The organism is Neobacillus sp. NRS-1170 (genome assembly GCF_050468025.1).
In genome coordinates this window covers 113,053-129,499 of the sequence record NZ_JBITPF010000003.1, presented here as the reverse complement: position 1 = coordinate 129,499, position 16,447 = coordinate 113,053, and the positions used below count along the sequence as shown (strand labels likewise).

Annotated in this window: 15 protein-coding genes; 1 reads left to right on the top strand and 14 read right to left on the bottom strand. The window is 41.9% G+C overall.

The window, feature by feature from the left end:
- Positions 1 to 3 precede the first annotated feature (3 nt).
- The 8 genes from ACIFOT_RS00560 to ACIFOT_RS00525 form a co-directional block, all read right to left on the bottom strand.
- Positions 4 to 1,452, bottom strand: coding sequence for an NAD-dependent succinate-semialdehyde dehydrogenase (locus ACIFOT_RS00560; protein WP_430060588.1), 1,449 nt, complete (start codon positions 1,450 to 1,452; stop codon positions 4 to 6).
- A gap of 17 nt (positions 1,453 to 1,469) precedes the next feature.
- Positions 1,470 to 2,324 carry a nucleoside phosphorylase gene (locus ACIFOT_RS00555; RefSeq protein ID WP_430060585.1) on the bottom strand — a complete coding sequence of 285 codons (855 nt, stop codon included), beginning with the start codon at positions 2,322 to 2,324 and terminating at the stop codon, positions 1,470 to 1,472.
- Complete coding sequence (locus tag ACIFOT_RS00550; protein ID WP_430060584.1) at positions 2,321 to 3,112, bottom strand: 2-phosphosulfolactate phosphatase; 792 nt, start codon at positions 3,110 to 3,112, stop codon at positions 2,321 to 2,323. Before ACIFOT_RS00550 ends, ACIFOT_RS00555 begins: the two co-directional genes overlap by 4 nt.
- Before the next feature lie 22 nt (positions 3,113 to 3,134).
- A complete protein-coding gene (locus ACIFOT_RS00545) occupies positions 3,135 to 3,905 on the bottom strand; it encodes an energy-coupling factor transporter transmembrane component T family protein (RefSeq protein ID WP_430060581.1) in 771 nt (256 codons plus the stop codon).
- A complete protein-coding gene (locus ACIFOT_RS00540) occupies positions 3,902 to 5,641 on the bottom strand; it encodes an ABC transporter ATP-binding protein (RefSeq protein WP_430060578.1) in 1,740 nt (579 codons plus the stop codon). Before ACIFOT_RS00540 ends, ACIFOT_RS00545 begins: the two co-directional genes overlap by 4 nt.
- Positions 5,619 to 6,236, bottom strand: coding sequence for an ECF transporter S component (locus tag ACIFOT_RS00535; protein ID WP_430060575.1), 618 nt, complete (start codon positions 6,234 to 6,236; stop codon positions 5,619 to 5,621). The genes ACIFOT_RS00540 and ACIFOT_RS00535 overlap by 23 nt, the downstream gene beginning before the upstream one ends.
- An 87-nt stretch (positions 6,237 to 6,323) precedes the next feature.
- Positions 6,324 to 7,019: a GntR family transcriptional regulator gene (locus ACIFOT_RS00530; protein WP_335445016.1), complete on the bottom strand. Its 696-nt coding sequence runs from the start codon at positions 7,017 to 7,019 to the stop codon at positions 6,324 to 6,326.
- A 731-nt stretch (positions 7,020 to 7,750) separates the two neighbouring features.
- Positions 7,751 to 7,936, bottom strand: coding sequence for a hypothetical protein (locus ACIFOT_RS00525; protein ID WP_430060572.1), 186 nt, complete (start codon positions 7,934 to 7,936; stop codon positions 7,751 to 7,753).
- Positions 7,937 to 8,237: 301 nt separating this feature from the next.
- On the opposite strand from ACIFOT_RS00525, the gene ACIFOT_RS00520 reads away from it, so the two are divergent.
- On the top strand, positions 8,238 to 8,363 hold the full coding sequence (locus ACIFOT_RS00520; protein ID WP_430060569.1) for a YjcZ family sporulation protein: 126 nt from the start codon (positions 8,238 to 8,240) through the stop codon (positions 8,361 to 8,363).
- Between the two features lie 100 nt (positions 8,364 to 8,463).
- On the opposite strand, the gene ACIFOT_RS00515 is transcribed toward ACIFOT_RS00520, so the two are convergent.
- The 6 genes from ACIFOT_RS00515 to ACIFOT_RS00490 all read right to left on the bottom strand — a co-directional run bounded on the left by ACIFOT_RS00515 (position 8,464) and on the right by ACIFOT_RS00490 (position 16,102).
- Positions 8,464 to 9,216, bottom strand: coding sequence for a response regulator transcription factor (locus ACIFOT_RS00515; RefSeq protein WP_430060566.1), 753 nt, complete (start codon positions 9,214 to 9,216; stop codon positions 8,464 to 8,466).
- Positions 9,188 to 11,047: a sensor histidine kinase gene (locus ACIFOT_RS00510; protein WP_430060563.1), complete on the bottom strand. Its 1,860-nt coding sequence runs from the start codon at positions 11,045 to 11,047 to the stop codon at positions 9,188 to 9,190. The genes ACIFOT_RS00515 and ACIFOT_RS00510 overlap by 29 nt, the downstream gene beginning before the upstream one ends.
- Before the next feature lie 96 nt (positions 11,048 to 11,143).
- Positions 11,144 to 12,169, bottom strand: a complete 1,026-nt coding sequence (locus tag ACIFOT_RS00505; RefSeq protein WP_430060561.1) for a TRAP transporter substrate-binding protein — start codon at positions 12,167 to 12,169, stop codon at positions 11,144 to 11,146.
- Between the two features lie 46 nt (positions 12,170 to 12,215).
- Positions 12,216 to 13,511 (bottom strand): TRAP transporter large permease, encoded by a 1,296-nt coding sequence (locus ACIFOT_RS00500; RefSeq protein ID WP_430060558.1) that lies wholly within the window; start codon positions 13,509 to 13,511, stop codon positions 12,216 to 12,218.
- Between the two features lies 1 nt (position 13,512).
- Entirely contained in the window at positions 13,513 to 14,010 is a 498-nt protein-coding gene (locus tag ACIFOT_RS00495; RefSeq protein ID WP_430060555.1) for a TRAP transporter small permease, read from the bottom strand.
- A 370-nt stretch (positions 14,011 to 14,380) separates the two neighbouring features.
- Positions 14,381 to 16,102, bottom strand: coding sequence for a glycoside hydrolase family 3 protein (locus ACIFOT_RS00490; protein WP_430060552.1), 1,722 nt, complete (start codon positions 16,100 to 16,102; stop codon positions 14,381 to 14,383).
- Positions 16,103 to 16,447 lie beyond the last annotated feature (345 nt).

Genomic DNA, 16,447 nt, shown 5'->3' with positions numbered 1-16,447 from the left:
CTCTTATAATTCTTTAATGGCAACGGAAACGTATTTCATCTCGATGAATTCTTGGATGCCCTCATGTCCGCCTTCACGTCCGAGGCCAGACTCTTTCATGCCGCCGAACGGAGCTTCCGCGGTTCCAGGGAACACATCATTGATGCCGATGATGCCATACTCCAGCTTTTCCATCACGTTAATGGCCTTAGAAAGGTCATTGGTGAATAGGAAGGCCGCCAGCCCGTAATCCGTATCATTGGCTGCTTGGATCGCCTCATCAATGCTTGTAAACGGTACAACCGGTACGACAGGTCCAAATGTTTCCTCACCCATGATTTTCATCTCATTAGACACATTTGTAAGAATAGTAGGTTCATAGTAGTATCCTCCCGGGCCTTTCCATTCCTTTCCGCCCGCTGTTACAACGGCGCCTTTAGAAACAGCATCCTCTACCTGCCCTTTCACTTTCTCCAATCCGCCTTTATCAATAAGCGGCCCAATCGTAACACCTTCATCCAATCCATTGCCCAAATGTAACTGCCCCACTCTTTCTTGCAGCTTTTGTGTAAATTCTTCCTGTACATTCTCGTGGACGAAAATCCGGTTTGTACAAATACACGTCTGGCCGCAATTCCGATATTTACTTGCGACAGCCTGTTCCACGGCAAGATCGAGATCCGCGTCATCCAATACGAGCAGCGGGGCATGACCGCCTAATTCCAAAGATAATTTTTTGACGTTTTGCGCGCTACCTTTCATTAAAAGCTTTCCGACTTCTGTCGAACCCGTAAAGGTAATCGAACGGACATCGGAGCTTTCCATCAACACATTGCCGATTTGGACTGGATCTCCGGTGACTAGGTTAATGACGCCTTTTGGCAAACCTACTTCTTCGAATATTCTAACAATCTCAATCGCACTGAGCGGTGTTTGCTCCGCCGGCTTCAGGACAACGGTGCATCCCGCCGCAATCGCCGGCGCCACCTTCCGTGTAACCATAGCAGAAGGAAAGTTCCATGGGGTGATGGCCGCCACTACACCAATTGGTTTTGGCACCACCCATAAACGCTTGCCTTTTTTGGATGAAGGAATCATCTCGCCATATACACGATTTGCCTCTTCGGCATACCACTGCAGGAAACTGGCCGCAAATTCAATCTCACCACGGGCTTCCTGAAGCGGCTTTCCTTGCTCCATTGTCAATATTCTTGCCAGTTCTTCTTTGCGTTCCATCATTTTGTGATAGGCTTTATACAAATAACCAGAACGTTCTCTTGCCGTCAGGTTTGCCCATGGCTCAAAAGCAGCCTTTGCCGCTTGGACAGCGAGCTCCGTTTCTTCCCCAGAACCGTTGGGAACTTCTGCAATTTTTTCACGGGTAGCCGGATTGAATACATCTATTACATCCCCTGCGGCAGCACTTATCCATTCTCCGTTAATGTACATACCATGCTTGGTGCCAACTAACATCAAAATCACTCCTCTGATTATTTAGCCGTAATTTTTCCTGCTTTCGTAAGAGACGGGAACCAATATTTTTTCCCCTGAGCTTTCTTCACTTCGTCCCATTCGGCCAGAATCTGCGCAGCTAAATTTGCTACTCGTACGCTTTTTTCAATCCCGCCGTAAGTGAACTCATCTGTAATTCTGTTGGCAACCACTGTACATACAGAACCCGTGCGAAGTCCGTAAAGACCGCCCAAGGTAAAGATCGTCGCTGCTTCCATTTCGAAATTCAATACATTCGCTTTTCGTAAATCCTCTACTTTATTAGCAAAGAAGGTTTGATCATATCCTCTAAATCCTTTCCGGCCTTGTCCGCAGTACCAAGAAGCAGATGAACAGGATACCCCGACGTGGTAAGTGTAATTCAGCTGTTCGGCTGCCTCAACAAGCGCCGCGGTCACTTCGTAATGGGCACTTGCCGGATAACGCTCATCCACATAAAACGGGCTTGTCCCATCATGGCGCACCGCACCTGAAGAAATGATTAGTTCTCCCGGCTGGATATAGTCTTGAATCGCGGCAGTAGTGCCGACTCGGATGAACGTTTCACCGCCTAGCTCAGCGAGTTCTTCGAAGGCACTGGCTGTAGAGCCTCCCCCTGCACCGGTCGAACAAGCAGAAATCTCTACTCCGCCGATTTTTCCAGAAAATGTTCGATGCTCACGATAATTCGCCACTTTCCTGCTCTCATCCCACTCTTCGCCAATCAAATCGACACGCTCCGGATCGCCTGGGAGCAACACAAATTTGGCAATATCGCCTTCCTTGCAGCGAATATGATATTGAAGCCCTTCATCCATTACCGGTTTTGTTGCATTTGATTTCCATTCTGTCATTGTACGATCACTCCATTCGAATTTTTCACTTTAATTCCATCTTCTTTTGAAAAATAAACTTCAGGCACGCACTTTGATATATTTTCTTCGGTGCTAAGCCGGATATCTTCTTTGCAATTAATTCTTCTCATCGTTTCTCCACTTCCGGAATCTTCGAAAGCCATATTCGTGTCCGGATAAACCGAAAGTAAATGACGGCTGATTTTTGCCGAGTCTTTCAGCGATGGCACCAAATTTTGCGCCCTTGCTGCTTCCTCTCCATACTGCAGCAGGACACCTGCGCAAAAGACGTCATCGAGTGCGGCAATTTGTCCATTTTCCCTACCCGCACAAACAATGGTGACACTGCCCTTCAACTCTTTTGCTTTGCTGACTGCTTTTTCCATAACCGCTTTTGCGTTATGCAGGGAACCGATTAAAATTTCTTTTATCCCGGATTTCCAAAGTGTTAAGCCAGCAAGCGTGCCGTTTGTCGTCCGCATCACCACTCGCTTCCCCTCAATCCCGATGGTGCGGATGGAACTCAAGGACGGGCTGAACTGTGCAGACGGAGAAATCTTTCCGTCATGTTCCTCTGCACATACAAGCGTCCCATCATGAAGGTAATCGTTCCGTTCGGCAAGCGTTTTGATTTCATCGTCTGTTAAGATGATTTCGGCACAGCCTTTTTCAAACATGGTGACAATCGCTGAAGTAGCCCGCAATACATCTACCAGCACACATACCTGCGTCTGCCCAGCATTAATTTCCTTTGGCATAAAAGCGACTTCAAACTTCATTTCATTCATCCAAATCCCCCCTCCCTTTTCCTTACATCCACTTCGACGCTACTAAATAAACGGTTAACACCACCCAGATTAGGACAAAGGCAACCCCTTTTTTACTTATCTTAATCGTCCTAATATAGGTTCTGTCGGAATAGGCGCCATACCCTTTTGCTTCCATTGTATTGGCTGTAACCCTAACCCTTCTTAACGCCCCCATTAAGAGCGGCAGACTGAAACGCTTTAAGTTTTCCGCTTTATTTTTCAGCCCTTTTTGTTTCCCGACACCGCGAATGGTTTGAGCGGCTTCTATGATGCGCGCTTCACTTTCAAGTGTCGGGACAAATCGAAGCGCGACAAAGATGGAATAGGCATATCTGTACGGAATTTTCAGCTGTTTCGTCAATGAGATGACAATATCCCTTGGATCGCTTGTTGCTACGAATACGAGAGATGATGTGAAAATAGTCAATATTCTGAAAGTAATAGCTGTCGCGAAGTCAACAGACTCCTTGTAGATATGGAGCGGCCCAACCGTAAAAAGTTGTGTATGCCCTGGAACAAATAATACTTGAAGGATAAAAAATCCAATGCTGAACAGCAGCATAATCCAAATACCGCGGAACACAAATTTCGGACTGAGCCGAGCCAAAAGGAAAGCCGTCATCAAGGTAACCACAAACAATTCAATCTGTGGAAAGGCTGTTTCATAGATGAAAACGAGCACTGAGATACACATCATCCAAACAATTTTTGTCAGTGGATCAACGTCATGCATGAATGATTTTTTTTCTTGATATTGAAAGGCCATGCTCATAGGGCTTGTTTAACCCCCTCTCTGGTCTGCATAAATTGATCGATCGTGATGACGCCATGCTCTAGCTTCCTGCCCGCCAATCGTTTCGCCAGCTGTGAAATCGGCGGTTCGATCAGTGAAGCTTTCTTTAAGATGTCTTCCTGTAAAAACAGGTCGCCAATATCACCGTTATAGATTTTTTCCCCATTATGCATAACCAGGGCGGTGTTCGCCCATTTGCACACAAGACGAATATCGTGGGTAATCATAATGACTGTTTTCCCTTGTTCTTGTAAGCGGCTGCACAATTCAAGAAGCTTTGTGGCACTGGCATAGTCTTGTCCGGTTGTCGGCTCATCGAGAATGACAATGTCTTGACCGAGAATTAACGAGGCAATCACACTTAACCTGCGCTTTTCCCCGCCGCTCAGCACAAATGGATGCTTATCTTTCGCTTCAAGCAATTTAATGCTTTCAAGCGATTCAATCCCTTGCTGGATAATCTCCTGCGGCAGGTCCTCATCTTTTCCGATGCCCTGCTGGACTCTAAGGCTGTAAATGGCTTCTTCAAATACATTATCCGCCACAAATTGATGCTCAGGATTTTGAAACACATAGCCGATATGCTCTGTCATATCAAGCAGCTTTTTATAGTGAATGTCTTCACCATTTACGAAAATTGTTTTTTTAGGAGGTTTAATAATGCCCATCAAATGCTTGACCAATGTCGTTTTTCCGGAGCCGTTCGTGCCAAGGATGGCGACAAAGTCCCCTTTTTTGATGGAGAAACTGACATTTTTCAAGGCATAGGTGCCATTCGGATAGCGATAATTTAAATTATCAACAGTAATGCAATCATCTGAGTTGGGTTGTGAGCGGAAAGGACGGCTTGACGGCAAAAATGCATCTCTCCACTTTCCTTGCAACTCTTTTGTTGCCTCATCTACGGTGATAGGAAACTTTTCAAAAGAAAAGCCTTTTTGTTGAAGTTTGACCGCTAATTCTGAGATTTCAGGGACCCATAATCCCATCTTGATTAGAATGTCAATCGAATGTTCAAGAATTTCTCGAGGAGTGCCTTGTGAGACAATCTGCCCGTCATCAACAACAATAACGCGGTCAGCTAAATGCATCAGATCGTCAATTTTATTTTCGACCACTATAATGGTATGGCCGTATTCCTTGTGAAGCATCTGTAATAAATCAAAAATATCCTTTGTGGCTTGAGGGTCAAGATTGGCGGTTGCATTATCCAGCACCAGAATTTTTGGCTTCATGGAGAGAACGGAAGCAATTCCTACTTTTTGTTTCTGACCTCCTGACAGCTCAAACACCTTTCTTGTTTCATATCCCTGCATTCCCACTTTTTCCAGTGCATCTTTGATGCGATGATGGATTTCTTGCGGTTCGACCTTTAAATTTTCCGGTGCAAAGGCGACCTCGTCTTCGACATAAATATTGCATAGCTGCGCGTCAGGATCCTGGAACACCAATCCCATGCTGGTGGATAAATCTTTCAGTTCAAGATTCAGCACCTCTTTGCCGTCAACGATAATTTCTCCCTCAATTTCGCCATCCAGCACATTGGGAATAATCCCATTAAAGGTTTGACAGATGGTGCTTTTTCCTGATCCGCTAGGTCCAACAATTAACACAAACTCACCTTCATGGATTTGAAGAGAAAGATTTTTTAAGACTGGCTCCGTCTCATCTTCATAGGTGTAGGTGAGATTTTTAAGCTCGATAATTGGGGTCAATCGTATTCACCCTTCCTGCTTTGCGGTCTTTAGCAATCTTAAAGCCTTTTAAAATATCTGTCTTTTCTAGCAAATCGCCAATGGCCTTGCTAAGCCAGCCCGATAAAATAATACCGCTTACACAGCGTACTCCGAAAGCAATAATTAAAACGACCCAACCCCATTTGTAGTATCCGAACCAAAAGGATGCGATGACGAACCAGACCGGTACAGCAAACAACCCTGATAAGGCAGTACTCAACCAATCCCAACGCTTATACCGGAATAATAAGTACCCCAATTCAGCTCCTAAGCCATCCGTTATTGCAGCTGTAATGGAAATGAGGCCGTTCGGGTTTCCAGATAGGATTTGTACAACCCCTGCAAGTGTTAAAGTAAAAAATGCCGCACCCGGTTTCCGAATGATATATGCAGCCAATACGCCAGAAATAGTGAAGAGTCCTAGAGTAATAGAAGTTAATATCGGGCCGCCTATCGCCGTTAACATTTGGTTCAACATCGCCAAATAGGTCATGGCTACCCCATTCACAATCGCTAAAATGGCCATTAAGACAATATCAACCGTAGTAAGACGTTTTGATTTTTCTTTTGTCAACTTGCATTCCTCCCTGTTTTAGTTATTCCCCTGTTTAAAAACCACCCTTTACCTTTTTCTGTTTCTTCCTCACCTCCTTTAAAGACTCTAACCTCTTTTTCGTACCACATTAAATTCGAATTTGTCGCTCAAATAATAGCTGTCCGAATAAAGGACAGGTACACCTGCAGTAGAATAGTGAACTTGTTTTAGTAATAGTAGAGCGCTTTTTTCATTTAAATCGAGTTTCTTTTCTACCTTTTCGCAGCTGATGACGGCTTTTAGCGTACAAATCGAAAAGGAAACCTTGTGATCGAATTTCTCTAAAAACTCTAGCAAGGATTCATGATACGTCTCTTTGTATTCAAGTTCCATGCCTGATTGATAAGGAATATAGTCTTCCACATAAACAACTGATTCTCCGTCAGCGGTCCGTACACGCTCGATATAAAACGCCTTTTTATTGTCTTCAAGCAAGAGCTGGCCTCTCACCTCTTCGGAGATATCAATTACACTCGACACCACATTTTTTGTCCCTGGAATGTATCCATGTGCCTTGATAATATTGGTTGAGCTTTCCAGCGTCGTGATGGTTGTTTTCAGCTCCTTTTTGGAACCGATTACAAAATTCCCTACGCCATGTCGGCTTAATAATATCCCTTCCTGCTCCAATGTCCGAATGGCTTCCCTGACCGTATTTCTGCTAACTCCAAGCTGTTCCGACAGTTTTTGCTCGGATGGAATTTTCTGCATTGGTTCAAATTCTTTTTTTATCAGCTCATATATCATATCCCTCGCCTGCATATATAAACTCCTGTGCTCTATTTTCATCTGTCTATTCCCTCACTTATTTCAAAATTTTGTCTATCCACCTACGTTGGTCGTCCGATGACTTAAGATGATTTTATCCCAGTACTCTCTCAAATTGCAATACTAATTTTTATAATTTTTGAAAAATTTTATTTTTTCAAAAATTTATACTTTGTAGCTGACATACATGGAAAATTTAACCTACTACAATTATCAAAGCTATTAGGTTTTATTTTTGTATTTAAGTTAATAGATTTCCCGGAGGTCAACATCATTATTCACTTTGCAAGCGCCTCCTCCAGTAAGAAAACATGACTTTGTCTATACTGTATCTAAATTAATACCTTATTCTCTAAAAAGCTGTTCATCTTGCCATGCCATGATTTCTACTGACAAAGCATCTAGTCGAATACTCGTCCCTGTCTTGGGAGATACAATATCAAGAACCGCTAACAACCACAAACGAATTAGGGCAAAATTAAAAGGCATAAGTCCGGTTTTATACCGAACTTATGCCCATGAAGCTGCTTAAAAATTTGTGTCAAAGGCCATGGGGACGGTTCTAGTGGACTATTATGAAATAACATCCTTTGAGCCATGAGAACCGTTCCTATAGATTACCTGATTTCGCCAGCCATACAGTAATGACGCCGCAGCAACTAAAAAGGTAAATTCCAATTGTCGTCACTATTTCTAAATTCCTGCTTTTCCAATTCCACGACTAACTAGGTTATATCCCTATCCCCTTCAACAATTACATTTTCTAGATTTGCATGGAAAGACAGTTCCTTAATGATCCGTTTCCACCAGTAATAAGTCATCTTTTCAGGATTCCGTCCGTTTAATTGTAATGAACCATGTCGTGATGCTTTACTTTTAGCTTTGAAATGAAAATCAATCGTAATGTTCATCTTCTTCATCCTCATAATTTTTCGGTTTGTTTGAGATCATTTTTATTTATTAATTTTCTTAAAATCAGCACTTGTCCATTCCTTATTATTTATACGACATATATTATTATTACCGCCAAGCCAAAACATAGATAGTTACCTCCGAAGAGACGTTTGCATGTATTGCAAACGTTTCTTTTCTTTGTTAAATAAAACGCTGATTTTGTCTTGTTACCATGATGATTGTCCAATCGAACTTTCTCTTAAGAAATATATTATAGAGAGAGTTTCTCTTCGCATAAACCAATAGGTGGTGATAAATATGTTTGGATACGGCTTCGGATGCGGCAGATATGGCTACGGAGGTGGCTTTTATGGCGGCGGCACTTTTGTTTTAATTGTTGTATTGTTCATTCTTCTTATCATTGTGGGAGCGTCTTTCATCTAATAAATGGGACATGGTAAGATGCATTGAATAGGAAAAAGGCTCCAGCTAAGGAGTCTTTTTTTTGTTTCCAAAATTTATTTATCCTTCTTATACTTTCATTTTATGGAATGATGACTGATTTCCGAAACTCAGATGGAGAAAAACCCATTATCCTTTTAAAGTTATTACTAAAATAAGCTAAGTCGGAATACCCTACTCGTTCGGCAATCTCGGACATTCTTAATGATGTATTTTGTAACAACCGTTTACTTTCCTCAATTCGAAGCTCGGTAATATAATCAACAAACTTTTTGTTCAACTGTTGCTTGAATAATTGACTGAGATAACTAGGATTCATATGGACGCTCTCTGCTGCATCTTTCAGTGTAATTTGGTCTAATGGGGTCTTTTCTAAATAATGCAAAACTCTTTCAATCGTGGATGAAGGCAGATTCTCATCCACTATAATGGGTGCGTTCATTTTTGTCTCTGCCTGATATAGTTGGTCTAGCCATTTTTCAAGGCATGCTTTTAAATCGAGCTCCTCCACTGGTTTTAACATGTAGTCCGTTACCCCGTTTCGAAGTGCTTTTTGAACAAATTGGAAATCGTCATGTACACTGATGACGATGACATCTGGTGTCTTTTTTAAATGATTCACTTCCTTAACTAACGAAAGTCCGTCCATTATTGGCATCCGAATATCCGTAATGACAAGGTCTACCTCATTTTGCTTGATCCAATCAAGTGCTTCTAATCCGTTCTCACATTCATTGGCTATCAGCAACGGAAGATTCAACTGCTTGATTGTCCATTTAAGAGCCGTTCGAACCCATCTCTCATCATCAACTAACAGGATCGTTCTCTTTTTCATTGTTTCGCCCCTCCGTATCATCTGGAAAAGGTAAATGGATTAATACTTCTGTCCCAATACCCTGCTCACTTTTCATCGTGATTCCATACTCAGACCCAAATAAATAATGAATCCTTTGGTGAACATTTAAGATTCCTATATTTTTCCCGTCCATAGAAGTCCTTCTTTGTTGAATGCGATTCCTTATCTCTTCTAAAAGTTCTTCGTCTATACCATTACCTGAGTCAAAAATGCGAATCACGAAGGTAGACTCCGATTGACGAATGGCAGAAATCACAATTTCTATTTTTCTAGTATCCGGACCATATCCATGAACAAAGCAATTCTCCACTAATGGCTGGAGTGAAAACTTTACCACCTTAAGTTCCATGGCCCAATCAGGGATATCAAACATATACTCAAAACGATCTTCAAAACGAAACTTTTGAATCCGAAGGTACATTTCACTAAAATTTATTTCTTCTCTAAGACTAACAGTGGAGGATGAATTATTCAGATTATACCGTAGTAGTTTTCCTAGCGAGAAAGACATAATGGCAATATTTTGCTGATTTTCTTCTAAAGCCATTCCCCTAATGGTTTCTAGTGAATTGTATAAAAAATGGGGATTCATCTGTGACTGAAGCATTTTTAGTTCTACTTCTTTTTGTTTCAGTGACATTTCCGCCTCTTTCAACTTCGAGACATATACTTCTTCCAGGAGATTCGAGAGTTTTTCAACCGTATTATTAAACCCCGCAGTCAATTGTCCAATTTCATCCTTTGAATCCACTCTTACTCTTCCGTTTAGATTTCCAATTTCCACTTCCTTCATAAAATGCTTGAGACGGCGTATCGGCCGAATGATACTGGTCGCAAATCCAAAGCCGATCAAATAGGCGGCGATTAAAGAAACAATAATGGTAAGAGATATGGCTTTTTCAATTTGAATAATCCCACCTGTTAAATCTCGGTAGGGAACAGCTGTTAAGAACCTCCAGCCAAGGTTCCGTGAAAAGGTATTGGTCACAAAATCTTTTCGCTCATTCTCTAATATTTCCGTGCTGCTCTCTTCTGTTTTTAGTTGGGAAAGCTGCTTGAATTCAACCTTTTTCCCCAGTTTCGAATATTCGGGATGATAGACATAATGTCCATTCGCATCTAATATAAAAAAATAGCCATTTTTACTAATCGTTACTTTGTTAGAGATTTCTTCAATCCTTCGGAAATTAATATCAATAATAAGCATGCCTACTGGCAGGAGGGTTCTTGGGTTAAATAGTCTCCTCACTAGTGAAATAACAGGCTGCTCATTATTTTCTAATTTGAGCCTCCTTGTGACGAGCATACTCATTCCATTAAGCGGGACGGAGGAATACCAATATTCATCCCTCATTTTCATGGCAGGATAGAAATTTCTTTTACCAAGAGTATCAATGACCGGGCCGTCATCGAGAAGGATCGTGATATTTGAGATATCTGCTCTTGAGTACTCTGCTGTTTTTAGAGTGTTTCGTGTCGGTTCGATCAAGGGCTCCTTACTTTCTGATGGCTTCATTTTCAATAGACTTGATAGTTCAGGAGAATTGATAATTTTTAGACTGGTAATCTCAAAATCCTGTAGATAGTATTCAATATGGGTCTCTACTTGATCAATTACCTGCCTGCTTGATTGCCTGAGTTCATTTTCAAGCTCTGCGGATGAACGCTTGTATGAAATGATGCCAACTGAAAGCACAGGAAATATAACCAGAAAACTGGAGAAAGCGCATAGCTTAATCATTAGTGACTGATTTTTTAAGAGAATGTATGTTTCAATAAACGCCGCTATTTTTCTCCACGTTTTCTTCATCGTGATCCATTCCTTACACTTTGAATTTTTTAAACAGAAAAGACCTAGTTGGCTTTTAGAAGAATTTACCAACTAGGCTGATAGACAGATTATCGATTATGGACGGGCTTTTTCAATTGCATCCATTACCTCTTTATAATCTTTTGAGTATTTTTCAACCATTGTTTTAACAGCATCTTTCCAAGGAGTCATATCATCAACCTCAGTAAAAATCACTCCAGCTTCTTTCAGTTTCTTGGTGGAACGTTCTTCCCACTTATCCCATTCTTCTCTTTGTTTCTTTACTGAATCTAATGCAGCTTGCTTAATAAGTTTTTGATCCTTTTCTGAAAGCTTATCCCATGCCGCTTTACTAATTAACAGGACTTCAGGGATTCGTTGGTGGTGATCTAAGATAAAGTTTTTAGCTTCTTGATAATGGTTGGAAGAGTCTAAGCTTGGGATGTTATTTTCTGCTCCGTCAATAATTCCTGTTTGCAGGGCACTAAATACTTCCCCATATGGCATTGGCGTTGCACTTGCACCAAGGGCCTCCATGAAATCAATATTGATCTTACTCTGCTGTACGCGGATTTTTTGACCCTTTAAGTCCTTTACGCTTTTTAGTGGTTTCGCAGAATAAAAGCTTCGTGATCCTGAATCGTAATAAGCAAGCCCTTTCATTTTGGACTGTTCTAATCCGTCTAACAATTTTGTTCCCATATCCCCGTTTAGGAAATTCCATAAATGCTCCTCACTTTCGAATACATATGGGAGCCCAAGAGCCGTAAACTGATTATTAAACTCGGCAAGTGGACTGGAATTAATCCGCGTAAACTCAATGGCTCCAAGCTGAACCTGCTCTAGAACGGATTTTTCATCCCCTAATTGTGCGGATGGAAATACTTCAATTTTAATTCGGCCGTTAGATCTTTCTTCTACCAATTCAGCAAACTTTTTGTCACCAACAACAGTTGGATAATCTGGCGGCTGATTATCGGCCAAGCGGAAGGTATACTTTGGTTCTTCAGCTTTTGAACCACCTTCTTTTGAACTAGTCGTTTCCTCTTTTCCGCAAGCAGCCAGGATGGTACCCATTAACAACGTTGCTGCAAGAATTCCTGTAATCTTTTTTCTCTTCATTTCTATAACCCTCCTTAAAATTTTTTTATTTTCACCTATCCTTCGGTTACTGAGCTACCAGATGCGGAAGCCACATGACTACCTCAGGAATATAGGTAATAACCAGTAGAACAATTAGTAACGCATAGAAAAATGGCATCATCGCTTTTGTCCCTTGTTGTATGGAAACCTTCCCGATTGCGCAGCCAACAAACAATACGGTACCAACTGGCGGCGTTAAAAGCCCAATCCCTGCATTTAAGATAAGGACGATTCCAAAGTGTACCGGATCCATTCCAAAGCTCGTTACCACCGGTAGGAGAATAGGTGTCATAATTAAAATCATTGGCGCCATGTCCATTGGTGCCCCTAGAAGCAGCAATAATATATTAATAATCAATAGAATAATAAGCGGATTATCTGAAATACTTAAAAATAAGTTGGTTACCATGGATGGTATTTTCAAATAGGCTAAAATCCAGCCAAAGGATGCAGAAGCTGCGATTAAGAAAAATACCATCGAGACCGTACGCATTGTTCGAGTTAATATCTTCCATATATTAGATATTTTTGCTTCTCTGTAGACAACAAACGCTAGAATAAAAGAATACAAGCATGCTAGTGCTCCAGATTCGGTTGCGGTAAACCATCCACTCATGATACCGCCCAATATGATGACAGCTGGGCTTAGTGATAAAACTCCGTGGAAAAGTATACCTCCAATTTCTGATTTCGGAACAGGGTCCGCTTTTTGATAACCCCGTTTTCTAGCAATAATGTAGCCTGTAATCATGAGGGAAATTAGCATAATAAAGCCTGGTACGATGCCAGCCATAAATAAACTGGCGATGGAAACCCCACCTGCTGCTAACGAATATAAAACAAGATTATGACTAGGCGGGACGACTACACCTTGTATCGCAGAGGCAATCGTTACACCAACTGCATAATCTGCTTCGTAGCCCTTCTTTTTCATCATTGGAATCATAACGGACCCAACGGAAGAAACGTCTGCTACCGCTGAGCCGGATATATTTCCAAAGAACAGTGCAGCAACACTGTTAACCATTGCAAGTCCTCCACGGATTCTACCAACCATTAAACTAGCAAGATTCACGATCCGAGTAGCCAGTCCCCCTTCACTCATAATTTGTCCAGTTAAAATAAAGAACGGAATTGCAAGTAAAGAAAAGGAATTCATCCCTTGGATCATTTGCTGGCCAACTACAGGAAGTGGTATCCCTAAATAGATAACCGTTAATAATGACGATGCAACAAGCGTTAGGGCAATTGGAAACCGAAGTAAGATTAATAGGACAAAGCTTGAAAGTAAGATAATAATTCCAATTGTATTGCTGTCCAATTTACATACCCTCCTCTATCTCTTTGTGGCGAGTCGTGTTGATGTTAAAGAATTGTAACAGTGAATAAACGCAAATCATTACTCCTGTAACGGGCATAACCGCATAAGTGATACTGCTTGGAAGTTTAGTAGCCGGCAGTGTTGAATCCATCATCAAAACCGTAAAGTCCCAGCCTTGAACCACCAGGTATACACCGAGAGCAAAAATGCTGGCACTGATGATTTTATCTAAGACCTTATTAAAGCTTTTCGGAAATAAATTTGTGAAAGAATCAATCCCTAAATGGATATACTCCCGAAATCCCACCGCTATTGCCATAAAAGCAAACCAAGCAAGTAATAAAAGCGTGATTTCCTCTGACCAAAAAAATACAAAATTAAATAATTTCCGGGTCAAAACTTGTGTGGTTACGACCAAAATTAAAGCAACTAATGAAAATAGAGTGAATTTTTCAAAAATAGCATCGATGACTAGCCCTATTTTTTTGATGACATTCATTTGATTCCCCCCCATATTGAAAACGTTTACCTTTCTTTCATTTTAAGAATCTGATGAATGTTTTTGAATGTTCTTTTTTTAGGATAATTTGTGATTTTTTTAGGTAGGACTTGTATTGAAAAGTGCTTATCTTATTTTATTAGTTTATTAAACTAATAAAATATATTTTAAAATTAGCATTTTTATTGTTTTCTTTCAATATAAAATCTAATGAAATCAAACCTACTACCATCATCATCTCATTCTAATTTTCAGCCTAACTTGCTTCAAAAGTTCATTCTCCATTCCAGAAATGAAATGCCCAGTTCAATATGAACTGAGCAATTCTCTGTATTTATTTTTTCTTGCTAGTTATCTTCTTTCTACCATTTTATTTATAACTTAGACCAAATCCAAAGGTGTAGTCGTCGCCAGCAGCATTTGTGTAGGTGTAGTCGAATTTTTCCGCGTATCCAGGGACATCTGACGCGTTCTTTTCGACAGCTTCCTGATTGGCTGGGATTGTGATTGGAAGCTTACCTGTTGGATTGAAGCGTCCGCGCAGAACGTCCAGCAGTGCTTCAGATTTGACGCTGTAAGTAGCTACGACTGCAGCAGCTGCAGGCTCTACCTCATCTATGACCCATGGATTGGTCATATTGATGACTAGGGTTGTTGGGACGGCTGCTTCGATTTGTTTCACCTTTGCAACGTCAATGCCGGTGTTTGTTCCTAGTTTAATGTCAACAGTAGAGTTATCAGGGAACTCGAATGGGCTTGGACGCAGCCAAACAAGAGCGGCATTTGCCTCACTAAGCGTATTTACAATGGTCACTGTTGGGTCTTCCTTCGCAATTTGTTTCTTCAGTGCTTCTGTTCGCGCGGCACTATTATTCCCGCTAAAAACTTCAACATAGAGCTTTGTATGTGCGATTTTTTCATCAGTAAGCGGCAGCATACCTTTGTTGTTGCGCAGAAGTGTAATGGACTTAAGGTGCGCTTCGTCCGCTCTGGCCTGTGCTTTTTCTGAGCTGGCGATCTCCTGTGCTTGTGCCGGGTCCGTATATGGGTCCTCGAAAAGTCCAAGGTTGAACATTTCAGTAAGCAGCTGGGACACGGAAGGATTAAGGTCCTTCTCTTTTATTAAGCCTTTATTTACAGCAGAGATTAGTCCGCTTGGGTCATTGTTGTCAGAGAAAATGTTTGTCCCTGCATCGATTGCCTTCGCAAATTTCTCCTCAATGGTCAGGTCATGAACGCCCCAGTCTCGGTTGGTCAGCACGCCGCTATCGCTGTTAACATAGCCTTTGAAGCCCATCCGATCACGGAGAAGGTCAGTGAGGATGGTTTTGTTGTAAGCGCCGGCCACCTCTTCAAATTGCTGGTTCTCAGATTGCCAAAGCTCACGAGGAAGCTGTTCGGCACTGCCCTCATTTTTCGGTACATTATAGTAGGACATGACTGAGCTTACACCGGCATCAATGGCAGCTTGGAACGGAGGCAGCTGGTATTTGTATAGGCTGCCTGGCGTTGGGTAAGTAGCATACTGTCCCGGTTCATTGTGCGGATCGAGGCCTTTGACTACAGCACCGTCCCCAGGGAAATGCTTAACGGTTTGTGCGACAGACTGGCTGCTAAGCTCCTCTCCCTGGAAGCCAAGCACTAGTTCTTTGGCAATTTTCGCATTCCATGCCGGGTCTTCGCCGAAGGTGCCTGAGATACGGCGCCACCTCGGTTCAGTCGCCGTTTCAATTTGGTATCCATAGTCCTTATGAATGCCAGCAGAGCGCCACTCATCACGAGCAATCTCGGCAAAATCGCGAATCAGGTCAAGGTCCCGTGTAGCCGAAAGACCGAGGGTGCCAGGCCAAGTCGAGAATTTACCGGAAGCCTCACTGATTCCGAACTCATTCTGTTCATTAATGTGATTTCTAGGGTTGGAGGTGAATACGAGCGGGATCCCAAGCGGCGTTTTTTCAGCGATTTCCTGGTATTGATTCGCCCGTGTAGCAAGATCTGCTGCTGTAGGGTTATCTCGGATGATTAGGTAACGAATGTGGCGGTTATTAATGTAATCGTTGATGTTAGTAGTACTTAGTGATGTGATTTGCATGATTCCAGCCTTCTCTTCCATGCTCATGCGGGGAAGGAGGTCTGCAACCCGCTTCTCTGTTGATAAACGCCAGTCTTCGTAAGGATCGAGTTTGCCGTTGGCATTAAGATCTTTAAACAGGCGCTGACCAATTTTAATAATAGGCTTAACATGGGCCTCAACAGATGGTGCCTTTTTACCGCCCGCATTTGAATGGGCCGGTGGGTTGCCGCCCGAACTGGAGTTACTAGGAGACGCAGCAAAAGCACCTCCGGCGATGGCTGCAGCTGCAACACTTGAAACCAGAGAAGACATAACAATCTTTCTAAAATATCTTGGTCTCTTTAACAACCTTATTCCCTCCTT

Bases quoted from the DNA above. Each gene is read 5' to 3' on its own strand.
- ACIFOT_RS00520 (WP_430060569.1), top strand. From the start codon at position 8,238: ATGTTTGGATACGGCTTCGGATGCGGCAGATATGGCTACGGAGGTGGC.
- ACIFOT_RS00555 (WP_430060585.1), bottom strand. From the start codon at position 2,324: ATGACAGAATGGAAATCAAATGCAACAAAACCGGTAATGGATGAAGGG.
- ACIFOT_RS00510 (WP_430060563.1), bottom strand. From the start codon at position 11,047: ATGAAGAAAACGTGGAGAAAAATAGCGGCGTTTATTGAAACATACATT.
- ACIFOT_RS00505 (WP_430060561.1), bottom strand. From the start codon at position 12,169: ATGAAGAGAAAAAAGATTACAGGAATTCTTGCAGCAACGTTGTTAATG.
- ACIFOT_RS00495 (WP_430060555.1), bottom strand. From the start codon at position 14,010: ATGAATGTCATCAAAAAAATAGGGCTAGTCATCGATGCTATTTTTGAA.
- ACIFOT_RS00550 (WP_430060584.1), bottom strand. From the start codon at position 3,112: ATGAATGAAATGAAGTTTGAAGTCGCTTTTATGCCAAAGGAAATTAAT.
- ACIFOT_RS00545 (WP_430060581.1), bottom strand. From the start codon at position 3,905: ATGAGCATGGCCTTTCAATATCAAGAAAAAAAATCATTCATGCATGAC.
- ACIFOT_RS00525 (WP_430060572.1), bottom strand. From the start codon at position 7,936: ATGAACATTACGATTGATTTTCATTTCAAAGCTAAAAGTAAAGCATCA.
- ACIFOT_RS00490 (WP_430060552.1), bottom strand. From the start codon at position 16,102: ATGCAAATCACATCACTAAGTACTACTAACATCAACGATTACATTAAT.
- ACIFOT_RS00560 (WP_430060588.1), bottom strand. From the start codon at position 1,452: ATGTTAGTTGGCACCAAGCATGGTATGTACATTAACGGAGAATGGATA.
- ACIFOT_RS00530 (WP_335445016.1), bottom strand. From the start codon at position 7,019: ATGCAGGCGAGGGATATGATATATGAGCTGATAAAAAAAGAATTTGAA.
- ACIFOT_RS00515 (WP_430060566.1), bottom strand. From the start codon at position 9,216: ATGAAAAAGAGAACGATCCTGTTAGTTGATGATGAGAGATGGGTTCGA.